18 protein-coding genes and 1 pseudogene are annotated in these 20028 nt (G+C 68.4%); 3 read left to right on the forward strand and 16 right to left on the reverse strand.

The annotated features are described in order from the left end of the window. Positions 1–27: 27 nt before the first annotated feature. Positions 28–141, forward strand: a pseudogene (locus tag M2271_RS04850) (IS630 family transposase); the annotation flags it as partial. Between the two features lie 153 nt (positions 142–294). Here the strand turns inward: M2271_RS04850 and M2271_RS04855 are convergent. From M2271_RS04855 to M2271_RS04870, 4 genes are all read right to left on the reverse strand, one after another. Then, on the reverse strand, positions 295–1662 hold the full coding sequence (locus M2271_RS04855; protein WP_280885836.1) for a SidA/IucD/PvdA family monooxygenase: 1368 nt from the start codon (positions 1660–1662) through the stop codon (positions 295–297). Positions 1663–1727: 65 nt separating this feature from the next. Further along, positions 1728–2570, reverse strand: coding sequence for a carboxylating nicotinate-nucleotide diphosphorylase (gene nadC / locus M2271_RS04860; protein ID WP_280885837.1), 843 nt, complete (start codon positions 2568–2570; stop codon positions 1728–1730). Positions 2571–2665: 95 nt separating this feature from the next. Beyond that, the gene (gene solA, locus M2271_RS04865; RefSeq protein ID WP_280885838.1) at positions 2666–3823 is read right to left on the reverse strand and encodes an N-methyl-L-tryptophan oxidase; all 1158 of its coding nucleotides are present in this window, start codon (positions 3821–3823) and stop codon (positions 2666–2668) included. Beyond that, positions 3820–4500 carry an FMN-binding negative transcriptional regulator gene (locus M2271_RS04870; protein WP_280885839.1) on the reverse strand — a complete coding sequence of 227 codons (681 nt, stop codon included), beginning with the start codon at positions 4498–4500 and terminating at the stop codon, positions 3820–3822. Before M2271_RS04870 ends, solA begins: the two co-directional genes overlap by 4 nt. A gap of 1050 nt (positions 4501–5550) precedes the next feature. Here M2271_RS04870 and M2271_RS04875 point away from each other — a divergent pair. Next, a complete protein-coding gene (locus tag M2271_RS04875; RefSeq protein WP_280885840.1) occupies positions 5551–6771 on the forward strand; it encodes a cytochrome P450 in 1221 nt (406 codons plus the stop codon). Positions 6772–7356: 585 nt separating this feature from the next. Here M2271_RS04875 and M2271_RS04880 read toward each other — a convergent pair. The 4 genes from M2271_RS04880 to M2271_RS04895 form a co-directional block, all read right to left on the reverse strand. Then, positions 7357–8115 carry an alpha/beta fold hydrolase gene (locus M2271_RS04880; RefSeq protein WP_280885841.1) on the reverse strand — a complete coding sequence of 253 codons (759 nt, stop codon included), beginning with the start codon at positions 8113–8115 and terminating at the stop codon, positions 7357–7359. Then, positions 8112–10007, reverse strand: coding sequence for a non-ribosomal peptide synthetase (locus M2271_RS04885; RefSeq protein WP_280885842.1), 1896 nt, complete (start codon positions 10005–10007; stop codon positions 8112–8114). Before M2271_RS04885 ends, M2271_RS04880 begins: the two co-directional genes overlap by 4 nt. Continuing rightward, positions 9994–11925, reverse strand: a complete 1932-nt coding sequence (locus M2271_RS04890; protein WP_280885843.1) for a cobalamin-dependent protein — start codon at positions 11923–11925, stop codon at positions 9994–9996. Before M2271_RS04890 ends, M2271_RS04885 begins: the two co-directional genes overlap by 14 nt. 172 nt (positions 11926–12097) lie before the next feature. After that, positions 12098–13036 (reverse strand): DMT family transporter, encoded by a 939-nt coding sequence (locus tag M2271_RS04895; protein WP_280885844.1) that lies wholly within the window; start codon positions 13034–13036, stop codon positions 12098–12100. 158 nt (positions 13037–13194) lie between these two features. Between M2271_RS04895 and M2271_RS04900 the strand changes: the two genes are divergently transcribed. Further along, the gene (locus M2271_RS04900) at positions 13195–13647 is read left to right on the forward strand and encodes an Lrp/AsnC family transcriptional regulator (RefSeq protein ID WP_280885845.1); all 453 of its coding nucleotides are present in this window, start codon (positions 13195–13197) and stop codon (positions 13645–13647) included. On the opposite strand, the gene M2271_RS04905 is transcribed toward M2271_RS04900, so the two are convergent. The 8 genes from M2271_RS04905 to M2271_RS04940 are packed head-to-tail and all read right to left on the reverse strand — an operon-like array spanning position 13634 to position 19985. After that, on the reverse strand, positions 13634–14707 hold the full coding sequence (locus M2271_RS04905) for a histidinol-phosphate transaminase (RefSeq protein ID WP_280885846.1): 1074 nt from the start codon (positions 14705–14707) through the stop codon (positions 13634–13636). The two genes, M2271_RS04900 and M2271_RS04905, sit on opposite strands and share 14 nt — an antisense overlap. A gap of 38 nt (positions 14708–14745) precedes the next feature. Continuing rightward, positions 14746–15732: an ornithine cyclodeaminase family protein gene (locus M2271_RS04910; RefSeq protein WP_280885847.1), complete on the reverse strand. Its 987-nt coding sequence runs from the start codon at positions 15730–15732 to the stop codon at positions 14746–14748. A 15-nt stretch (positions 15733–15747) separates the two neighbouring features. Beyond that, positions 15748–16341 (reverse strand): hypothetical protein, encoded by a 594-nt coding sequence (locus M2271_RS04915; RefSeq protein ID WP_280885848.1) that lies wholly within the window; start codon positions 16339–16341, stop codon positions 15748–15750. A 21-nt stretch (positions 16342–16362) separates the two neighbouring features. Then, positions 16363–17340 carry a branched-chain amino acid transaminase gene (locus M2271_RS04920; RefSeq protein WP_280885849.1) on the reverse strand — a complete coding sequence of 326 codons (978 nt, stop codon included), beginning with the start codon at positions 17338–17340 and terminating at the stop codon, positions 16363–16365. Then, complete coding sequence (locus M2271_RS04925) at positions 17337–18761, reverse strand: phenylacetate--CoA ligase family protein (protein WP_280885850.1); 1425 nt, start codon at positions 18759–18761, stop codon at positions 17337–17339. Before M2271_RS04925 ends, M2271_RS04920 begins: the two co-directional genes overlap by 4 nt. 23 nt (positions 18762–18784) lie before the next feature. Next, a complete protein-coding gene (locus M2271_RS04930) occupies positions 18785–19201 on the reverse strand; it encodes a DUF2000 domain-containing protein (RefSeq protein ID WP_280885851.1) in 417 nt (138 codons plus the stop codon). A gap of 41 nt (positions 19202–19242) precedes the next feature. Continuing rightward, positions 19243–19536, reverse strand: a complete 294-nt coding sequence (locus tag M2271_RS04935; RefSeq protein WP_280885852.1) for a Dabb family protein — start codon at positions 19534–19536, stop codon at positions 19243–19245. A 59-nt stretch (positions 19537–19595) separates the two neighbouring features. Continuing rightward, on the reverse strand, positions 19596–19985 hold the full coding sequence (locus M2271_RS04940; protein ID WP_280885853.1) for an MqnA/MqnD/SBP family protein: 390 nt from the start codon (positions 19983–19985) through the stop codon (positions 19596–19598). Positions 19986–20028 lie beyond the last annotated feature (43 nt).

Here is a 20028-nt window from a genome sequence, read left to right on the forward strand (position 1 = left end):
CTTGGCCGGTGACCTCAGTGGGTACGGCTGCGCGAACTGACCGGCCGGGAGGGGCGGAAGCCGCAGCAGATCGTGCGCCGGGGCAGCACCAGTTCGGTGCGTCGGCGCGCGATGATGCTGCTGGCCTCGGCGGGCGGCAACGTGTGCCGGTGGTCGAGCGCACACTCGTCACCTGCTGACCCGACTGCTGTGGGCGGGTGTGCGCTGGTGGCGGCCACGGCTGGATGGCGGTACGGCCAAGGGTCTCCGGTCACGACACGAGACCGTGACCATCAGTTCCGGCCCCAGGGCTCACTACCCCGCACTCATCGGTACCTGGCCCGCTCCCGCGCCCCTCCTCACTTCAGCATTCACCCCACCGTGACCGCCGTTCCTGCGGGCCAGCACGGAGCCAAGGATCTCCCCGGCCCGTACGGCCGTGTTGGACAGTAGCGACGACGTGATGCCGTGCGAGTGCTCTGTGGCCCCGCACAGATAGACCCCGGCCTCCAGGCGGGCGTCGGCAGCGACCCGATAGTCGCGTTCGACCCGGGGCAGCCCCGCCTCGTCCCGGTGCAGGGAAGCGCCGACCTGACCGAGCAGAGCGAACGGGTCGGCCGGACGGTAGCCGGTGGCACAAATCAGCAGGTGGGCCCGGAGCGTGGTGGTGCGCCCCGTGGGCAGGTGCCGGACGGTCACGTCGACGCCATCGGCAGTCTCTGCCGCGGAGTCCACCGTCGACACGTTGTGGAAGTGCAGCCGTGCCCTGCCGGTGAGGCGCTCCTCATACGTACGCCTGTACAGCTCCTCTATGAGGTCGACGTCGACGACCGAATAGTTGGTGTTGGCGTGGTACTCGAGGAGCGTGTCCCGGACTGTCTGCGGAGCCTGGTGGAAGGCGTCCACGGTCGCCGGGTCGAAGATCCGGTTGGCGAACGGACTGTCGTCGGCCTGGCTGTAGCCGAACCGGGAGAACACCGCATGTACCTCGGCCGCCGGATAGCTGCGGTGCAGATGGTCGACGACCTCGGCGGCGCTCTGTCCGGCGCCCAGCACGACGAACCGCTGAAGCCCATCGGCGCCGAGGCCACGCAGGTCGTCCAGGGTGGTCGAGCTGTGCCGCACCCTGGCGCCCTGGGGCAACCCGTCCGGCATCCGGGGCGCCAGGCCGGTCGCGATGACGATGTTGCGTGCCCGGTGCACGACCTGCGCGCCGCTAGTGAGGTCACGGGCGACGACATGGACATGGGTGACGACCCCGCCCTCGGTGACCGGCCGGGCGGTGACCACCTCGTGGCCGTAATCGACCAGGTGCTCCAGTCGACGTGCGCACCAGGTGAGGTAGTCGTGGAACTCCACCCGGGACGGGTAGAAACACTTGTGGTTGATGAAGTCGATCAGCCGGCCCTGGTCGTGCAGATAGGGCACGAAGCCGAACCGGCTCACCGGGTTTCGCGGCGTCGCAAGGTCCTTGAGGAAGGCGACCTGCATGGTGGCACCCTCGATGAGCATGCCGCGGTGCCATCCGAAGGCCGGCTTGCGCTCCAGGAACCGCGCGGTGACCGGGGGGTCGGCGCTCTCCTCGTTGTGTTCCTGCACGGCGATCGCCAGGGCGAGGTCGGACGGGCCGAACCCCACTCCGAGCATGTCGAGGATCTCGTTCTCCATGCGCTGTGCCTCCACGTGTGCCGCCGCTCCTCGGGGTGCTGCCGCGTGCCTCTGTGTCGCCGTCTCCATGCGGACCCCCTTCAGGTCGTCAGCAGCATGCTGACGTCGAGGGCCGGGGCGCTGTGGGTGAGCGTGCCGACCGAGATGAGGTCGACGCCCGTCTCGGCGACGGTCCGCACCCGGTCCACGGAGACGGTGCCGGAGGCCTCGAGCAGCACGCCGGCGGCACCGGCGGTCGCCGCCCGCGCCGCGACGACCCGCTCCATCCGCCCTGGTGCCATGTTGTCCAGCATGATCCAGGAGACACCGCAGCGAAGGGCCTCCTCGGCCTCCTCGACCGTCTCCACCTCCACCTCGACGGGCACCTCCCGGCCCGCCGCCGCCATCCCCTCACGCACAGCGGCGACCGCGGCGCTCACCCCGCCGGCGGCAGCGAGGTGGTTCTCCTTGAGCAGCACCATCGCTGAGAGGTGCTGCCGATGGTTGTGCCCGCCTCCCGCCGTCACCGCGTACTTGTCCAGGGCGCGCAGGCCCGGGGCGGTCTTGCGGGTGTCGAGTATGCGCACAGGCAGGCCCCGCACCTCCTCGACGTACCGCCGGGTCGTCGTGGCGATGCCGCAGAGGCGTTGCAGGAAGTTCAGGGCCGTGCGCTCGCCGGTGATCAGGCTCCGCGCGCTGCCGTGAAGGGTCAGCAGCACCTCGCCGGGAGCCACCGCGGCACCGTCCGGCACGTGCGTCTCTACCTTCACCTCGGGGTCGACGCGGGCGAACACGGCCTCGACCACCGCCAGGCCCGCCACCACCCCCGGCTGCCGGGCGACGATCTCGGCCTGGGCCCTCAGCCCTTCCGGCACACTCCACCGGGTGGTGATGTCCTCGGTGGCCTCGTCCTCGGCAAGAGCGGATCCGACGGCCCGTTCCACGGCCGCCCTGTCCACAGCTGCCCACCGGGCCGCAGCCCGTTCTACGGCCGCACCGTGTTCCGTCCCTTGCGTCACTCCGCTCACCGACGCGCCGTTCACCGCTGCGGGCCGGAGCTGCCGAACCGGGCCGGGTCGAAGGCCGAAATATCGTAGGTGGCCCGGCCGTACTGCACCAGTTCGGCGACGGCCTCCCCGATCGCCGGCGCGAACTTGAAGGCGTGGCCGGAGGTGCCGCCGGCCACCAGGACTTTCCCCTTCTCGGACGCTTGCCCGATGAGAAATCCAAGGTCAGGGGTGTTGTCGTAGAGGCACACGGCGCTCTTGCGGTACCGGCCGCCGCCCAGCCGCGGGATCCGGTTGCGCAGAAACTCCTGGATCTCGGCGACCTCCCCCTGGGCCACGAAGCGGTCGACCGTGTCCGGGGCGGTCGGGGTGCCGCCGCTGTGGACGCCCGCCTTGACCCCACCGTACAAACCACTCGCGGCGGGGTGCCCGTAGCCAATCATGCCGTCGCCCTCCCATATCCAGTACGGAAAGCGGTCGGGCTGGAAGTCCTGTGCTCCGCCCTCGGGCTCGAACCAAAGCATGACCTTGCGCAGCACCTGTACCGGCGCCAGATCGGGCAGGAGGGCGGGGGCCCAGCAGCCGGAGGCGACCACGACGCGGTCGGCGTCGTAGACACCTCGGTCGGTGCGGAGCCTGACCCCGCGGGCGCTCTCCACGATCTCCACGGCGGACTCGTGGTATCGCAGGTCGGCAGCATGCTTCTCGGCGAGCTGGAGCTGGACCCGCACGGTCTGCTCAGGCTGTACGTAGCCGGAGCCGGGGTCGTAGATCGCCGCGCAGTCGGCGGCCGGCGTGAACTGTGGGAACCGCTCATGTATTTCGTCCGCGTCGAGGTACTCGTACTCAAGGCCGAACTGCTCGGCGCTGGCCCGGGCGGCCGGCAGCAGCTCGCCGTCGGCGGGGCCGACGCAGACCCCGCCGGTCCGGTGGAACAGGCGCTCGCCACTCTGCTTTTCCAACTCCGACCAGAGGGTGTAAGCGCGTTGCAACAGAGGTAGATAGCGCGGGCCCATGAAGTACGCCTGCCAGACGCCTCGCGACTCACCGTGGCTGGCCCCGAGGTCATGGACCGGCCCGTACCGCTCGACGCCCAGTACCCGCAGCCCGGCGGCGGCGAGCGAGTGACAGGACGCGCTGCCCAGCGCGCCGAGCCCGACCACGACGACGTCGTACTTCTCTGCCGTCATAACGCCTCTCCCAAGTTCTGGTTGTCGACCTTTCCGAACTGTTCCATCGCGTGCGCCAGATCCCGGTACCCCGTGTGCGGGCATTCCGAGAAATGTCGGGTCACCTTGGATCGCACGCCGTCGCTCTGCTCCTGGCTGAGTTTGAACATGCCGTCCACCTTCTCCACTTCCACTTCGAAGGCACCGACGCCGGAAATGATCCGGTCGAAGTATTCGAGGGAGTCCGTCATATCCCAGCCGAAGCCGAAACGGCCCTCCAGCTCCTGCACCGTACGACGGATAACCGTGCGCGTGGCTTCGCCAGCGGGTAGGGGCCGCAGAGTTCCCCGGACATGAACGGCTGTGAAATTCCAGGTGGGCGCGGCAGGCGAATAGTCGTACACCTCGGGCGAGACGTAGCCGTTCGGGCCACGGAAGACCAGCAGCGCCGGCGTCTCCCCCTCGCAGATGTGCCGCCAGTGCGGGTTGGTCCGGTTCATGTGCCCGGCCAGTCGGTGTCCGCTGAGGTCGACGGGGCCGCTACGCAGGGCGTCGGCGGTCGCTTCGGGAATGACGACCGGGAGATGGGTGGCGTACGGCACAGGGTCCGCGCTGGAAAGGAGCGTGGCCAGCGGGCTGGCCCGGACAAGGGTCACCGCGGCGGCGGGACTTCCTTGATAATGCGCGGGAACGTACACGTCTTCGATTCTCCTTGTCGGGTTCGACACCGGCGACAGGCCCTCGGTTCACCGCGGCGGATATTCCATCCCTGACGAGGCCGGACGAAAGCGCCGTGGGGCTCTTCCGCCGTGAGGGCGATCTTCCCGGGGCGAGCACGGCTGTTCACGAGCTTGTGGGTGACCGAGGCACGCGTCAAGGGGTCGACCACTAGGCTATTCGTCCCAGACCGAATGGGCAGAACTCGGTTGACGTGCCACCCGAAGTCCACTGAAAGTTACGGGTGGCGCGAAAGGAGGCCCGTGCACGGTGGCGACTTCACGCCATTTTCGGGACACCGCCGGACACCGGAGGTCCTGCAAGATCAGGGTCGGTCGGGAATACCGTGCGGGCCCGGAGCGGGGCGGATGTCCGGGTCCGGGCCGGGATGGACACAGCGCGGGTACGGTCTCGGTGATCATGTGAGTGTCGACGTCCCATGCACCCTTGGCGAATCGGGGCCTGCTGAACACCTGGTGAGTCGGTGCCTGCTCCTGCGTGTTCCCCCCTGCCCTCCCTGCCGGACCAACTGGCCTGGGCCGTCACGCCGGCCCCGCTCACGGACGCGCTGTGCGTGTCGGAATCCCTTGGCCTGGTGCCCGGTCCGCGAGCTCGTCATGGGCGTCGTCACCTGTGGTCCGCGCCGGTGGCCCCTGTCGCGGCGATTGTCCCGGCCGGCGCCCGGTGACCGCTCTCGGCCTCACCGGGTTTGCCGGCCCAGGGCCTTACGGGCCATCCGTTCATGGCTCACCCCCGCCGTCACCGTCACACCGTTGGTGGGCGAGCCTGGACGGACACGGACCCACCCTCCGAGCACCAGGCCCTGATCGACGCGGTCACCACCGGACACGAGCTTGACCGGTACTGCCGGATTTAACGCACTACTGGTAACCAGCAATAGCTTTCCGGTGCTTAGCGCAGGAATTGAGGGGCATTGCTCGCAGCAACCGCTCTGCGCCGTCGATGCTCATCCGGTCTGCACTCCATCCGTATCCCTTGAGGGCAAAGCCGGTCCTGGTTAAGCTGGCGCCATGGTGAATACAGGGGGGAAACTGCCGTCCACACCCGAGCGGCTGGACGATTCATTTTTCCAGGACCCTCAGGGCTTCTTCGCACGCCTGCGCTCATCCGCACCGGTGACTCCGGTCCTCACACCCGAGGGCGTCCGGGTCTGGCTCGTCACGCGGTACGAGGACGTGCGCGCCGCGCTGGCCGACCCCCGGCTGGCCAAGGACTGGGTGGCGCACATGACGCCGGAGGATTTCGACATCAACGTCGACCCGGTGCAGGCGTACCTCGACCAGCACATGCTCAACCTCGATCCGCCCGACCACACCCGGCTGCGCCGCCTGGTGGTGAGGGCGTTCACGCCACGCCGGGTGGCCTCCCTGCGGCCGCGGATCTCGGGCATCACGGGCGAGTTGCTGGACGCGATGGTGGCCGGGCCCGACCAGACGGACCTGATCGAGGCGTTCGCTTTTCCACTGTCGGTCACCGTGATCTGCGAGCTGATCGGCATCCCGGTCGACGACCGGAAGTCGTTCCGCGGGTGGTCGGAGACGCTGCTGTCCGCGCGGGGGACCCGCGAGGAGGCCCGCGAGGCCGCCGTCGCCATGCACGCGTACTTCACGCACTTGGTCGTGGAGCGGCGGCGGTCACCGGCGGACGACCTGCTCTCGGCGCTGATCGCGGCCCGCGACTCGGGGGACTCGCTCTCGGAGAACGAGTTGCTCTCGATGATGTTCCTGCTGCTCGTCGCCGGTCACGAGACGATGCTGAACCTCATCGCCGGCGGGGTGCTGGCGCTGCTGACGCATCCGGCCGAGCTGCATCGGCTGCGGGAGGATCCCTCGCTGCTGCCTTCGGCGGTCGAGGAGCTGCTGCGGTACGCGAACCCGCTGAACCACGCGACCGAACGATTCACTCTGGAGCCGGTGACCATCGGCGACACCACCATCCCCGCGAAGGAATGGGTCATGCTCGCGTCGGCGTCGGCGAACCGGGATCCCTCACGGTTCCCCGACGCCGACCGCCTGGACGTGGGCCGGGACACGTCGGGCCACGTGGGGTTCGGGCACGGGATTCATTACTGCCTCGGCGCTCCACTCGCACGACTGGAGGGCGAGATCGCGTTCGACATGCTGCTGTCCCGGTTCCCCGCGCTGGCGCTGGCGGTGCCCGAGTCGTCGCTGCGGTGGCGGGCCTCCAGCCTCATCCATGGGCTGGAAGTCCTCCCCGTCCGAGTCCGCTGACCCGCACCTCTTCCCCCTCGTTGGGCTGAGCGCAACCGCGCCGCCGACCTGGACGCCCGGCTCCGCACTCACCCGGCACGATCACCCCAGCCTGGCCGACGCCGAGCCGGACACCATGCGTTTCAGGCTCTGCCACCTCCCGGCCGCGGTGCGAAGCACACCCGCCGCCGACGCTGCGGATCGAGACCACCCGGTCCTGGGACGACGCTTTCACCATCAGCTGGCCACGGCTCGGCGAACTGCCCACCGCCCCGTGAACCGGGCACCCACCACACCGGCAAGGACCAGCAAGGAGCAGACCCCCGGGAACCGTGGAAGCCCGGCGCGGCCGCAGCGACACGCGAAGATCCCACTCGGCATCAGCCGGAACGAACGAGATGAACCGATCACCACAACTGGCAGTGATCACGCGTGAAGGGTCCAGATCCAGCTGCCCATACATGCGTTCGGGCTGATACTCGGGGCAACCGAGTATCAGCCCGAACGCGCAATATGCCGAGTTCCGGGCAGAACTCTGCACATATATCAGCCAGCGCCGCGGATAAACCAGGTGTCAGCCCGTTCTCCGAACCTACCGGGTGGCGATCACAGCCGTTCCCTTATGAGTGCCAGGACCTCGTCCGGCGCTGCGTAGTGATAGAAGTGGCCGCCGTCGAATACCTCGAGATGGAATTCGGCCGACGTCAGGCTCCCCCACGCGCTGAGCAGGTCCAGGCCGACGCCGGGATCGCGGCGACCGCCCATGGCCGTGACCGGCACCTGGAGCGGACCTCGGTGGTGGACGTAGGTCTCCCAGACCTCGAGGTCCGCACGGAACAAGGGGAGCAGGAGTTGCACCAGCTCCGGCTGGGCGAGCACCTCCGGTGACGTCCCTTCCAGCTTCGCGATGACCGTCACCAGCTCGTCGTCCGGCAGGTCGCACAGCCGTGGCCCTGTGGGCGGTATGTGCGGTGCACCCAGCCCCGAGACGAACACATGCCTGGGAGGCTTGCCGAGCGCGGACAGCTCATGCGCCAGTTCGTAACAGAGCAGAGCGCCCATGCTGTGCCCGAACAGAGCGAAGTCCTCTCCTGCGCAGCCCGCCACGGGCCCTTTCAGTTCGGTGACGAGCTCGGCGGCCGAACGGAGCGCCGGCTCCCTGTGGCGGCTCTCACGTCCCGGCAGCTGCACGGGTATCGCTTCGATGCCCGGAGCCAGCAGCGCAGGCCAGTCCCGGTAGGCCGACGCGCCTGCCCCGGCGTGGGGCAGGCAGAACAACTGGATCGCGTCCGCGTCCAGGGCCGGCGGAGGAGTGGCCTCCGGCCGGCACGGAGGGAACCACGACACGTCGGTCGCCTTCGTCATGAACGCCCTTCCCCAGGCCGGGCGGCCGCCCCGGACACAGGCGCGTCGGAGGACGAGGGGTCCGCGGCCCGGATGTAACTGGCAATGCCGCGTGCCGTCGGATCCTCGAAGAACTCGGCCAGCGTCATGTTCACGCCGTAGCGACGGCCGACCTGGGTGAGCAGCCGGATCGCCAGCATGGACTGCCCGCCGCCCTCGAAGAAGTTCTCCTCACGGCCGAAGCTCGGCACGTCCAGCAGTCGCCCGATGATGGTTGTGATCTCGTCGTCGAGCGTCTCGGGGGCCGCCGGGCCGGCGTCGTCATCTGCCGCAGACGAGGAGACCGCCGGGGAAGGCAGCTGCGCCCGGTCGACCTTCATGTTGCTGTTCTTCGGCAGTTCGGGGAGGCAGATCAGCCGTGACGGGACCATGTAGTCGGGCAGCCGGTCACGCAGGAAAGCCTTGAGGTCATCCATCTCCGGAGAGGCCGCGTCGGCTCCCACGTAGTAGCTGACGAGTGTCTTGTCGCCGGACTGCGTGTCGGTGTCGGCGACCGTCACCGCCTCCCCGACCCCAGGATGCAGCAACAGCGTCGCATCGACCTCGTTCATCTCGACTCGGAAGCCCCGGATCTTGACCTGGAAGTCCGCACGGCCGAGGAAGTCCAGGGAGCCGTCCGGCAACTGGCAGACCAGATCTCCTGTCGCGTACATGCGCGCGCCGGGCTGTGCCGCGAAGGGGTCGGGTAGAAAGCGTTCCTTCGTCAGGTCCGGGCGACCGAGGTACCCACGTGCGACGCCGTCGCCGGCGATGTAGAGCTGGCCCGGTAGCCCGGCCTGCTGGGGCCGCAGCTCGTCGTCGAGCACGTAGCAGGTCGTGTTGGAGATGGGGCGACCGATCGGCACGCGCAACTGGTCGGCGGGTTTCGGCGTGACGCGGTGCGCGGTGGCGAGGGTCGTGCACTCGGCGGGACCGTAACCGTTCAACAGGGTGCAACCCGGCAGTGCCGCCACGGAGTTGGCCTGGCCGACCCCTATGACGTCACCGCCGACCAGGATCTGGGAGACCGTGGCGAACGTCGAAGGGTCGTCCGCCGCAAGCTGGTTGAACAGGGGTGTCGGGATCACCATGGTGTCGATGTGATGCTCGCGCAGAGCGATTCCCAGCCGGCCCGGCGAGAGAATGGTGTCCCGGTCGAACCCGATCAGTTCTGCCCCGTTGAGCAACGCCCCCCACACCTCGATCGTGGTGGCGTCGAAAGCGGCGTTCGAGACCTGCGCCACCCGGTCCCCCGGCGCGAAGGTGAGGTAATCGGTGTGCCGCGTGCGCTGCACCACGTTGCGGTGCGTGATGCAGATGCCCTTCGGCTTGCCGGTCGAACCCGAGGTGTACACCACATAGGCCAGGTCCTCGGGGCCGGCGCCCCCGTCGATCCGGACGTCGTGGGCGGCCCCGTCCCGTACGGCGTCCGCCAAGTGGTCGGCGATCGTGACCACGGGTGTCCCGATGCCGCTCGGATCGTCTGCGCCTGCCTCGGTCAGCAGCGCGACGGGCTTGGCTTCCTCCAGGATCGTGCGCAGCCGGGTGGCCGGCTGGGTGGGATCCAGGGCCAGATAGGCACCGCCGGCCTTCACGGTGGCCAGCATGCCCACCACGACGCCGAGGCTCCGGTCGGCGAGGATCGTGACCAACCGGTCGGTCCCCACGCCGAGTTCCCGCAGCGCGGAGGCGAGAGAGTTGGTCACCCGGTCGAGTTGCCGGTAGGTCAGCGTCACGGGACCATAGGTCACGGCGAGTGCGTCGGGACGGCGTAAGACGTGCTCTGCGAAGAGATCGCACAGCGAGCTGTCACGGTCCGACGGAGCGAGAGTCACCGTGTCGGTACCCTCGATCGCCACTTCAGATTGCGACATGGACGTCCAGTCCTTTCTCCTCGGACGACGGCGAGACCGGCTGCCACAACGGCAGAACGTTCCCGACCTTCTCGATCATTCCGTGACAATACGAGCCGCTGTGGTCACGACTCTGTGTCGGCATGAAGGGGTATTGCAGCCGCTTGTGCTCCACCCTGAAGATGCCGTCCTCCGGCATCGCTGGAATATGGACCGCGTCGGCCAGATCTGCCAGGTGCTCCGCAGGGACCTGCACCAGGTAGCTGCGGGGACCGCGGTCCAGCAGGCGCAGTGCCTGGAATTCCTCTGTGTGCACGTCCATGGGCGTATTGCTGTACATGTAGGGACGGTTCACCAAGTCGATCTCGAACAGGGCCCGTACCTTGGCGTCGTCCCACCAGTCCTGGCTCTGCGCGAAGCGGCGCACCTGGCGGGCGGCGATCTCTCTGTGCTCGTGCAGCACGGAATGGATGAAGAGACCGTAGTTGTTCACGTCGTAGTAGTCGGCGTCCCTGATGGAGCGTTCTATGTACGACAGGATGGGGTCGTCCCCTTGTCGGCGCAGGAAATCGGCGAAGGCGGAGAAGATGTCCTGGTACTTCAGCCCCTTCTGACGCACCAGGTAGCGGCTCACCGTCCGGAGGCTGTGCGTGTTGTGCAGCGCGTGGAAGGCATAGAAGTAGTACATGCCCTCCACGAAGTCTTCTACGGAGGCCTCTTTGGTGCCGATGACGATTCGGGCCTCAGCGACGTCCCCTCCGGCGGGCCGCGTCACGATCCCCATGGTGTCGGCACTGTGGTAGATGGGGGTGTTGTTGAGGAGCAGGTGAGGGTACGCGATCACGGTCTGCGCCTCGTTCTCGCACAGCGTGCCGATGCCGCGCTTGAAGGATTCGAGGGTTTCTCCCGGCAGGGGCCAGATGAGTTCGATGAAGGAGCTGATCCGCTTCTCCCGTAAATCCTCCTGGATCGCGGCGAAGGCACTCAGCTTGATGTTCGAACGGGCGATCAGATCAAGGCTGGTCGGCTCGAGGGTCTGCAGCGACACCGGCTGGGAGGCGATGAGGTTCGCGTCCTGGAAGATGCTGGTGATCTTCGTGACCGCCTGCGGCTTGTTCTTCGCCGCAGAGAAGTAGACGACGTTCGGCGCCCCGTACTCGTTCGCGCAGTCGGTGATGTGCCGGGAGATGTCGACGTCCCGACTCAGCATTCCCCAGTTCGCGTCGGCGATGAAGAGGAAGAGGATCTCGTTCTTGGCGGTCCACTTGATTTCTTCACGGACCCGGTCCTCGTCGAAACGGTACACACGGTCGTTCGTCGCGGCCCCCCAGAAGCAGAATCCGCAGTGGTAGGGGCAGCCGCGGTTCGTCTCCAGGATGGCTATGCTGTAGGCGGAATCGAAGATTCCGGTCAGGAACGGCGAGGGAATGTCGTTCAGATTGCTGATCCTCGGCTGTTTTGGGGTCGTCACCAACTCACCGTCGCGGTAGAAGCTGAGACCACTGACCTCCTCGAGTCGCGGCCGCACCTGAGGCTCGGTCAGCGCGCGAAGGTACTGCGAGAAGGTGATCTCCCCTTCTCCGTTGCAGATGACCGTCTTCTCGTCCGTCCTGGTCAGATAACGCTGGGCCTGCGACATCACCTGCGGGCCGCCGAGGATGATCTGTGCCTGCGGCCGTGCCTGCCTGATGGCCTCCACCACGGCCCGCACCAGGCCCATGTTCCATACGTAACAGCTGATCGCGTACACATCGGCAGCCGCCCCGACGAGATCCCGGATGACATCGGCCCGGGGCGTCCTGGCGACGGTCGCATACCGCTCGAATTGGTACTCGCTGCGAATCACCGAATCCGTCATGGCATACGCCTGAAGGTAACCGGAGGCTAGCGGTGTCATCCGCTCGAAAACGGACAGTTCGACGAGCAGGACCTTCTTCAAAGCGCTCACCTTTCAGGAGGTGGAAAGGACCCGACGAGTGGCGTCGCCGACGACGACGTCGTAATGAACAGCCGGCGCCGCTCCGGCACCGGCCGAAGGCATGCCGCTGTGGGCTCGCTGAACCTGATGCGTCGCCGGTTCGGCCTCGGCGGGGAAGGGTCCGCGGGGCCGTTCAGGCGCGCTCGTCGGCCGGGGTCCGCTCCACAACCGCGGGCGTCTCCAAGGCCGTTCGGCGCTCGACCGCTCCGAGCACCACACCGGTGATGATGATCGCGCCGCCCAGGACCTGCGGGAGCCGGATCGTCTCCCCGTTGATCACGACGGCGCCGAGCACTCCGAACACCGGCGCCAGGTTGAGGATGTTGACCGCGACGCTCGACGTCATGCGGCGCAGGCCGTAGTTGTACAGGAGGAAGCCACCGACGGAACACGCCACGGCGAGATAGGCGAGAAGCAGCCAGGCCGTCCCGCCGGGTGCCCGCCAGTCCCCGAACTCCAGGCCCGAGGCGAGCAGGAAGCCGGCGGCGCCCGCCAGGGTCTGGTAGTAGGTGAGGTTCGTCGAGTCCTGGCCGCGGCCCGCATACTTGGCCAGCATGGTGTACCCGGCCCACACGAGTCCGCCGAGCAGCAGCAGGACATCGCCGAGCCAGCGCTCGCTGCCTCCTACCTCCGCACCGCTGCGCACGACCAGGAAGGCGCCCACGGTGGCGAGCAGTACACCGCCGACCCGCAGCAGCCGCATCCTGGTCCGGAAGACCACGAACTCCAGGAGCATGGTCATCAGCGGGTAGGTGGCCACGATCAGGGAGGCGTCGGAAGCCGTCGACAGCTCGACGCCGATGTTCTCCAGCACGAAATAGGCGGTGATGCCGAGCAGGCCGCTCAGGTAGATCATGCGCCGCTGCCGGGCGTCCGGCCGCGCCTGTGGGTTGCGGCGCATGCGCACCATGACCCCGAGCAGGCCGGCGGCGATCGTGAAGCGGATAGCCCCGATGGTCAGCGGACCGACGTCTGCCAGTACCTGCTTGGTCACCGCAAAGGAGCTGCTCCAGAAGAGCGCGGCTGCCACCACGGCGCATATCGCCCAGACCTTTCCCCTCCGCTCGTCCACGGTCGATCTCCCCTTTCGGCCGTACTCCCCGACTCCTCCCGGTCCGCGCCATGGAAAAACGAATCATAGGCGGGACGGTCGCGGGAATACTAGCAATCACGCAGGTAAAATGGCAGGCTGGCCGAATATAGTTCGGCTGGGACGAAGTGTGATGGAACATGGATGAACTTGATTCGGCGTTGCTCCGGCTTCTCCAGCAAGACGGTCGGCGCACCAACCGGGACCTTGCACAGGAGTTGGGGATCGCACCCTCGACCTGCCTGGAGCGGGTGCGATCCCTGCGGGAGCGCGGGGTGTTGCTCGGATTCCACGCGGAAGTGGATCTCCCCTCGCTGGGCCGGGGACTGCAGGCCATCATCGCCGTGCGGGTGCGGCCGCCGACGCGTGCGGTCATCGAGCAGTTCGAGGCCTTCGTGGCGCGGATGCCCGAGGTGATCTCGGTCTTCGTGCTGACGGGCACCGACGACTTCCTCCTCCATGTGGCGGTTCGCGACACGGACCACCTGCACTCGGTGGTCCTGGACAAGCTGACCGAACGACAGGAACTCGCGGACGTACGCACTTCGGTGGTCTACGGGCACCTGCGCAAGACCGTCATCAACCCGATATGAGGCCCTCCAGGGTTGCGATCAGCAGATCGTTCGCCTCCGGGCTGCCGACCGTGATCCGGAGCCCGGCGCCGGAGAAGGTGCGCACCAGCAGCCCGCGTTGCTCGAGTGCGGCAGCGACCCGGTCGGAGTCCTCGCCGAGCGGCATCCAGAGAAAGTTGGTCTCGCTGGGCGAAAGGCTCCAGCCCTGCCGGCCGAGGGCCTCCCGCAACCGCTCCCGCTCGGCGATGATCCGGTCCACCTGGTGCAGGAGTTCGTCCTCCGCGTTCAGCGCGGCCAGGGCGGCCTGCTCGGCGATCCGGTTCACCCCGCACGGCACGGCGCACTTGCGCATCGCCTCGGCGATGCGGGGGTGGGCCACGCTGTAGCCGACCCGCAGCCCGGCCAGCCCGTAGGCCTTCGAGAAGGTGCGCAGCACCACCAGGTTGGGCCGGTCACGGTGGAGTTCCACCCCGTCCGGCGCTTCCGGCCCCTGGTAGAACTCGAAGTAGGCCTCGTCCAGCACCACCAGGATGTGGCTCGGCACCCGGTCCAGGAAGTGCTTGAGCTGCGCGGCGCCGACGGCGGTGCCCGTGGGGTTGTTGGGCTCACACAGCAGCACCATGGTGGTCCGCGGTGTGATGGCCGCGGCCATGGCTTCCAGGTCATGGGTCTCGTCACTGAGCGGCACCTCGACCGGAAGGGCGCCGGCCATCCGCACGACGATCGGAAACGCCTCGAACGAGGGCCAGGCGTAGACGACTTCGTCGCCCGGCGAGAGCATGGCCTGCCCGATCTGCTGGTAGATGCCGACCGACCCCGGACCGGTGACCACGTGCGTGTGCGGGACGTCCAGCTTGCGGGCGAGGGCGTCCGTCAGCTGTTCCGGGAAGATGCCCGGGTAGAGGTTGGTGTGCGATGCCGCCGCGGAGATCGTCTCCAGGGCCGAAGGCAGCGGCGGACAGGGGTTCTCATTGAGGAAGAGCCGGTACGACGTGCCCGCTGCGGGCGGTTGCGGCGGTTTGGGCACGTAGGCCGGGATGCCGTCGAGCACGGTGCGCGGCGCAGGCAACTGAGCACTCACTGCGGTCGTTCTCCTCTGCTGTGTCCCGGGTGTGCCGGTCAGTCGAGCTCGAAGGTGCGGCCCAGCCCGCGGACTGCGGCCTCCTCAGCGATGGCGAAGCCGGACATGATGTCCTGCACGCCGAGGCCGAGGGACTTGAAGACCGTGGTCTCCGTGTCCTCTCGGCGTCCGGGGCGGGTGCCGAGCAGCACCTCGCCCAGCTCAGCCCGGATGTGGTCGGGCCCCACCAGGCCGTCCGTGAGCGGCGCGCGCAGATCACCGGACTCGGCGAGCGCCGATTCCCGGCTGTCGACGAAGAAGGACGCGCCCGCCACGGCCTGGGAGGACAGCTCGCGATGGTCGACGAAGGAGGCGCCGACGGCGTTGACGTGCACACCGGGTGCGAGGTCCGAGGCCTGGACGACGGGCTCCTTGGCCGCCGTCGTGGTGCAGACCAGGTCGGCTCCGGCCAGTGCCTGCGCCGGCGTGCTCACGGTCTCCACCTGGATGCCCAGCTCCGTGGCCGCCCACACCCGGTAGGCCTCGGCGTGCTCCCTGGTACGGCTCCAGACCCGGACCCGGCGCAGCGGCCTGACCAGGGACATGGCCTCCAGGTGACTGCGGGCCTGGACACCCGAGCCGAGCACGGCGAGATCCCCGGCATCGGGCAGCGCCAGCGCTTCGGTGGCGACGGCGGACACGGCCGCGGTCCGTACGGCGGTCACCGCACCTGCGTCCATCAGGGCCAGCGGAGCGCCGGTCCCCGGGTCGAAGACCATGACGACCCCGATGTGCAGCTCCAGCCCACGGGCCGGGTTGTCGGGCTTGAGCACCATGGCCTTCAGCCCGTACCCGGCCAGGTCGTCGCCGGCGACGAACCCGGGCATGGTGCCCAGCAGACCGGTGTCCTTCTCGGGCCGCAGGACGGTCCGCAGCGGCAGGTCCACCTGGCCTCTGCTGTACCGGCGCATGGCCTCCGCCATCACCGGCAGGGCACGTGGCACCGGGTAGAGCTCACGCACCGTGGCGCGGTCGATCAAGAGCATGGGCACCTGTTTCCTTCAGGAGTCCGTACCGGCGAGGGTGAAGATCGACCACAACATGCGGATCGACCGGGTACGGGAGATGAATTCCAACGCGTGGGCCTTGGCCGCCGGCCGCGTGGTGAGCGCCAGATCGGTCTCCCGGCGGCCGGCCTGGCGGGCTGCCGCGCTGGTGGACGTCGCGTGGCAGATCTCCGCCACCGAGTACTCCCGCGGGAGGAGCTCCTCGACCAGCGGGGCCGGCGCCGGGTGGGTGGCGATCCGGGCGGCGGCGGGGACGCGGTGCCCCGGGGAGACGGCGATGCCGTAGTCCGGGGTGTCGAAGAGGAACGCTCCGGCGAACCGCAGCGACGGGTCCATGTAGAAGCTGTGCACCGAGGCGTAGGCGTTGGCGATCACGACATGGCTGACAGCGCCCGCGCGCAGTGCCCTGCCGGCCTCCTCGTAGGTGTCGTAGAGCCCGATCCCCGGCGATCCGCCCCGGCCGCGATCCGCCCAGAGATACAGCGCCGCCTGTTCACTGCTGGTGCCGGCGGGGCCGAGCGTGCCGATGGTCTCGATCGACGGCCCCGAGGTCAGGGCTGTGTCTATCCATCCTTCTGCCTGAACCATGTCTCCCCCTGAGGTCGGCGGTCAGTACGTGGCGGAGCCGACGGGCTGGAGCCAGTGCCGATATCGCTCGTCCTTGCCGCGGACGATCTCGTGATAGGCGGTCGTCAGGGCGGTGGTGAGGGGTCCGGGAAGGCCGTCCCCGACCGGGCGGCCACCGATCTCGGTCACCGGTACGATCTCCGCGCCGGTGCCGGTGAGGAACACCTCGTCAGCGTTGCCCAGGTCCTCGCGGCCGAGATCGTGGAAGGCGGTCTCGACGTCCAGCAGGCCGGCCGCGAGGGTCACCACCGTGTCCCTGGTGATGCCCTCGACCAGATCGGCGGTGACCGGGGGCGTGACCAGCCGACCGTGGACGACGACGAACACGTTGGAGGTGCTGGCCTCCGCCACCTGGCCCCGGCTGTTGAGCAGGATGGCATCGTCGTACCCGGCGGCGCGTGCCTCGTCCACGGCGAGCGCGTTGTTGACGTAGCCGCCGGTGACCTTCGCGCGGACCGGTAACACACCGGAGTTCGGCCTGCACCAGGAGCTGATCGCGACGCGGATTCCGCCGCGGGCGGTGTACGACCCCATCCGGAACGCGTTGATCGACAGCGCGTCCGAGACCCCCGTGAGCTGGACACCGGGCGGCGTCCCGGGCAACAGGGCGCGCTTGTACGCCAGCGGGCGGACGTACATGTCGGTGGTCGGGCCGATCCGACGCAGCAACTCCGCCGTCACCTCGCACAGTTGCTCCGCGTCCAGCCCGACGTCGATGCGCAGAGTCCCGGAACTCCTGAGGAAGCGCAGATAGTGATCGTGGCCGCGGAAGACCGCCAGACCGCCGTCCGCCTGCACATAGGCGCGGATTCCCTCGAAGACGCCCGTGCCGTACTGGAGTGCCTGCGTGGTGACCGGCACCTGGGCCCGCTCCAACGGAACGAACTGCCCGTCGTGGTAGGCCAGGGCGGCCACGGCGGGCGTCGCCGTGCCTGGTTCCCCTGCTGCGACGCTGGTCACTGTGCCCTCCCGCCTGCGACGGCGAGCGCGGCGACGCGCTCCGCGTCCGGAGCGGCCCGGCGCCGGTCCTCGACCCGGGCGGCCTTCCAACTGACCATGGCGCCGGTCGTGGTGACGCCGCCGAGCGGGCCGTACGCGAACCGGACCGGGACACCGAGCCGCTCGCGCACGGCGTCGGCGATCGCCGCCCGGTCGACGCGCACGCCTTCGTCGTCGGGGGGCGTCTCCAGGTGCAGGGTCAGCTCGTCCTGACCGTCCACCTCGTCGATGACGATCTGGTAGTCGAGGTAGCCCCGCGGGTGGGCCAGCAGCAGTTCCTCGAGGTCGTAGCCGCTGATCCGGCTGCCGCCGATGGACACGGTGTCGCGGGTCCGGCCGAGGACCTCCAGGGTGGGCGCGGGCAGGGTGCGGTCCGCGGCGGCGGGCCCCAGCCGGACCAGGTCCCCCGTGCGGTAGCGCACCAGGGGCTTGCTGCCCTGGTAGAGGGAGGTGACGACGAGTTCGCCCGTGCGCACGCCGTCGGGTCCCGGCTCGACCGCGCGTGCGGTGTCCGGGTCGATCACCTCGTACAGGTTGAGCAACGGTGCTGTGTACAGAGCGCCGTCGGCGCCCGCCGCGCCCATCACGGAGGCTTCCTGTGAGGCGTACAGGGCGTTGTAGACCTTGGCGCCCCACACCTCGCCGATGTTCTCCAGGAGGCTGGGAGAGGCGAGTTCCCCCGTGCACATCAGAACGTCGAGGCCAAAGTCCCGACGCGGGTGGAGACCGGCCGCGTATGCCTTCTTCGCCAGGGACAACGCCATCCCGGGCGTGCTGAACAGGCCGGTGGCCGGAAGGACGCGCAGGGTCTCCAGCGCGCGGTCGTACCCGACCATCGGCGAGTGGGGCCACATCTTGGCGACCGCGTGCCCCAGGTTGCGGCAGACGTCGCCGAAGGTGTCCCCGAACGCATGCAACTCGGTCGGCCCCGAGACGCCGATCACCTGCTCCTCGCCGAACTGACGGAAGATCGTGTCGTAGTACACCGTGAGCGCCGTGTTGTTGTGCAGCGAGTCGGTGTTGTTGCGCGGGCAGGGCGTGCTCCGGCCGGTGGTACCGGTGGTCTCGTAGAAGATCCACGCTTTGGACAGCGGCAGCGAGAGCACGCTCTCGAACTCGCGTCGCAGGTCGTCCTTGGTCGTGAACGGTACGGAGGCCAGGTGCTCGGGGGCCAGAGACGGGATGGCGACGGGGTCCACGGAGGCCAGGTGCCTCGTGTAGAACGGTGACTTCTCCTTCACGTACGCCACCGTGCGGCGGAACTCCTGGAGTTGGTGGTCGGCGAGGGCCGCGTCGGTCCACCGGCCCGCGGTGAACGACTGGTGCCGGTCGCGTATCTCTCGTGCGAGCTGGGCGAGTTCTTCGTTGAAGACAGTGAACATGGTCCCCTCGCGTGTCGGTTGCGTCAGCGGTACAACGGCAGGCTGCCGGTGAGCTTGTTCACCGCGCTCCTGCTGCCGCAGACGGCGACTCCGATGTACGGCAGTTCGGCGGTGGCCAGCTCGGCCGTCCGGCGGGTGTACTCGTCGTAGCTGCGTGACGACTGGGCGACCGTGGTGAAGTCGACCACGAAGACGTCCAGAATGCCGGCCGCTTTGAGCACGATGTCCCGCAGGTCCGTCGCCCCGCCCTTCAGGATGGGCAACGGAATTGCCGTGATGCCGATGTGTGCCTCGCCGTCGGCGTCCTTGACCTCGTCACCGACGATTCCCTCCACGAACCGTCCGACGGACATCGAGAGCGCCGCCACCGTGTTCATCGCGAGCCCGGCAGCGAGGTCTCGTTCGATGACAAAGGCACACTTCTCGTACTGCGCACTCACCGCTGATCCTTGCCCTTTCGATTGTTCCTGTTGTTCTCTTGTCAGATTTCGAGGTCGGCGATGACCCAGTCGCTGATCTCTCGCCAGAGCCGAATCGCTTCCTGGTGGAAGGGATGCACCAAATAACGCTCCAGCGCTGCTTCGTCACCCAGCAGACCTATCACTGCGAAGTCGTAGGCAATGGGCCGAGTGGATATGTTGCGCCCGGCGCTCCATTCATGGAGATCGGGCACCTCGCTGCCCACCTTGGTAGCGACACGTTCCGCTTCCTGCGCCCTGGGATCGTCCCAGGAAACCCCCGGCTTGAACTTGAAAAGAACGATGTGCCGAATCACGTTCATCCTCCGTGGACGGGTGCGTGGACGGGTGTTCGCGCGGACAGGGGTCGGGAACCTCACCGCAAGCGGCGGCAGTGCGGTGAACTCCCGGATCGCTTCCGGCCGGTGTTGCCCGAGCGAGTAGTCGAGAGCCCGGTGGTGATCGAGCAGTACGGGCATCCCGAGGGCGTCCGGCCGCTCCGCGACTCGCGAGTTGCCCCGGCCACCACCACCGGGTGCGGCCGGGCCCGGCCGACCGCGTCCAAGAGCACGGACCGCACCTCGCGCACCACGTGGGCCTGCTCGAACTCACGGCGCACCGCCCGGACGGCGAGGACCGTGGGCAGACCCGTCCAGCTCCGCCGCATCGCCCGCGTGTCGTGCACGGCGAGGCCGTGCGGCACGTCCGCCTGCAGGCGCGGGGCGTCGTCGCCGATGACCACGGCGGCCCGGGCCACCCTCGGCATCCCGTCCACGTCCTGGCGCAGGGTGCGGGTACGCGGGGCGCAC

This window comes from Streptomyces sp. LBL (genome assembly GCF_029893585.1).
GTDB lineage: Bacteria > Actinomycetota > Actinomycetes > Streptomycetales > Streptomycetaceae > Streptomyces.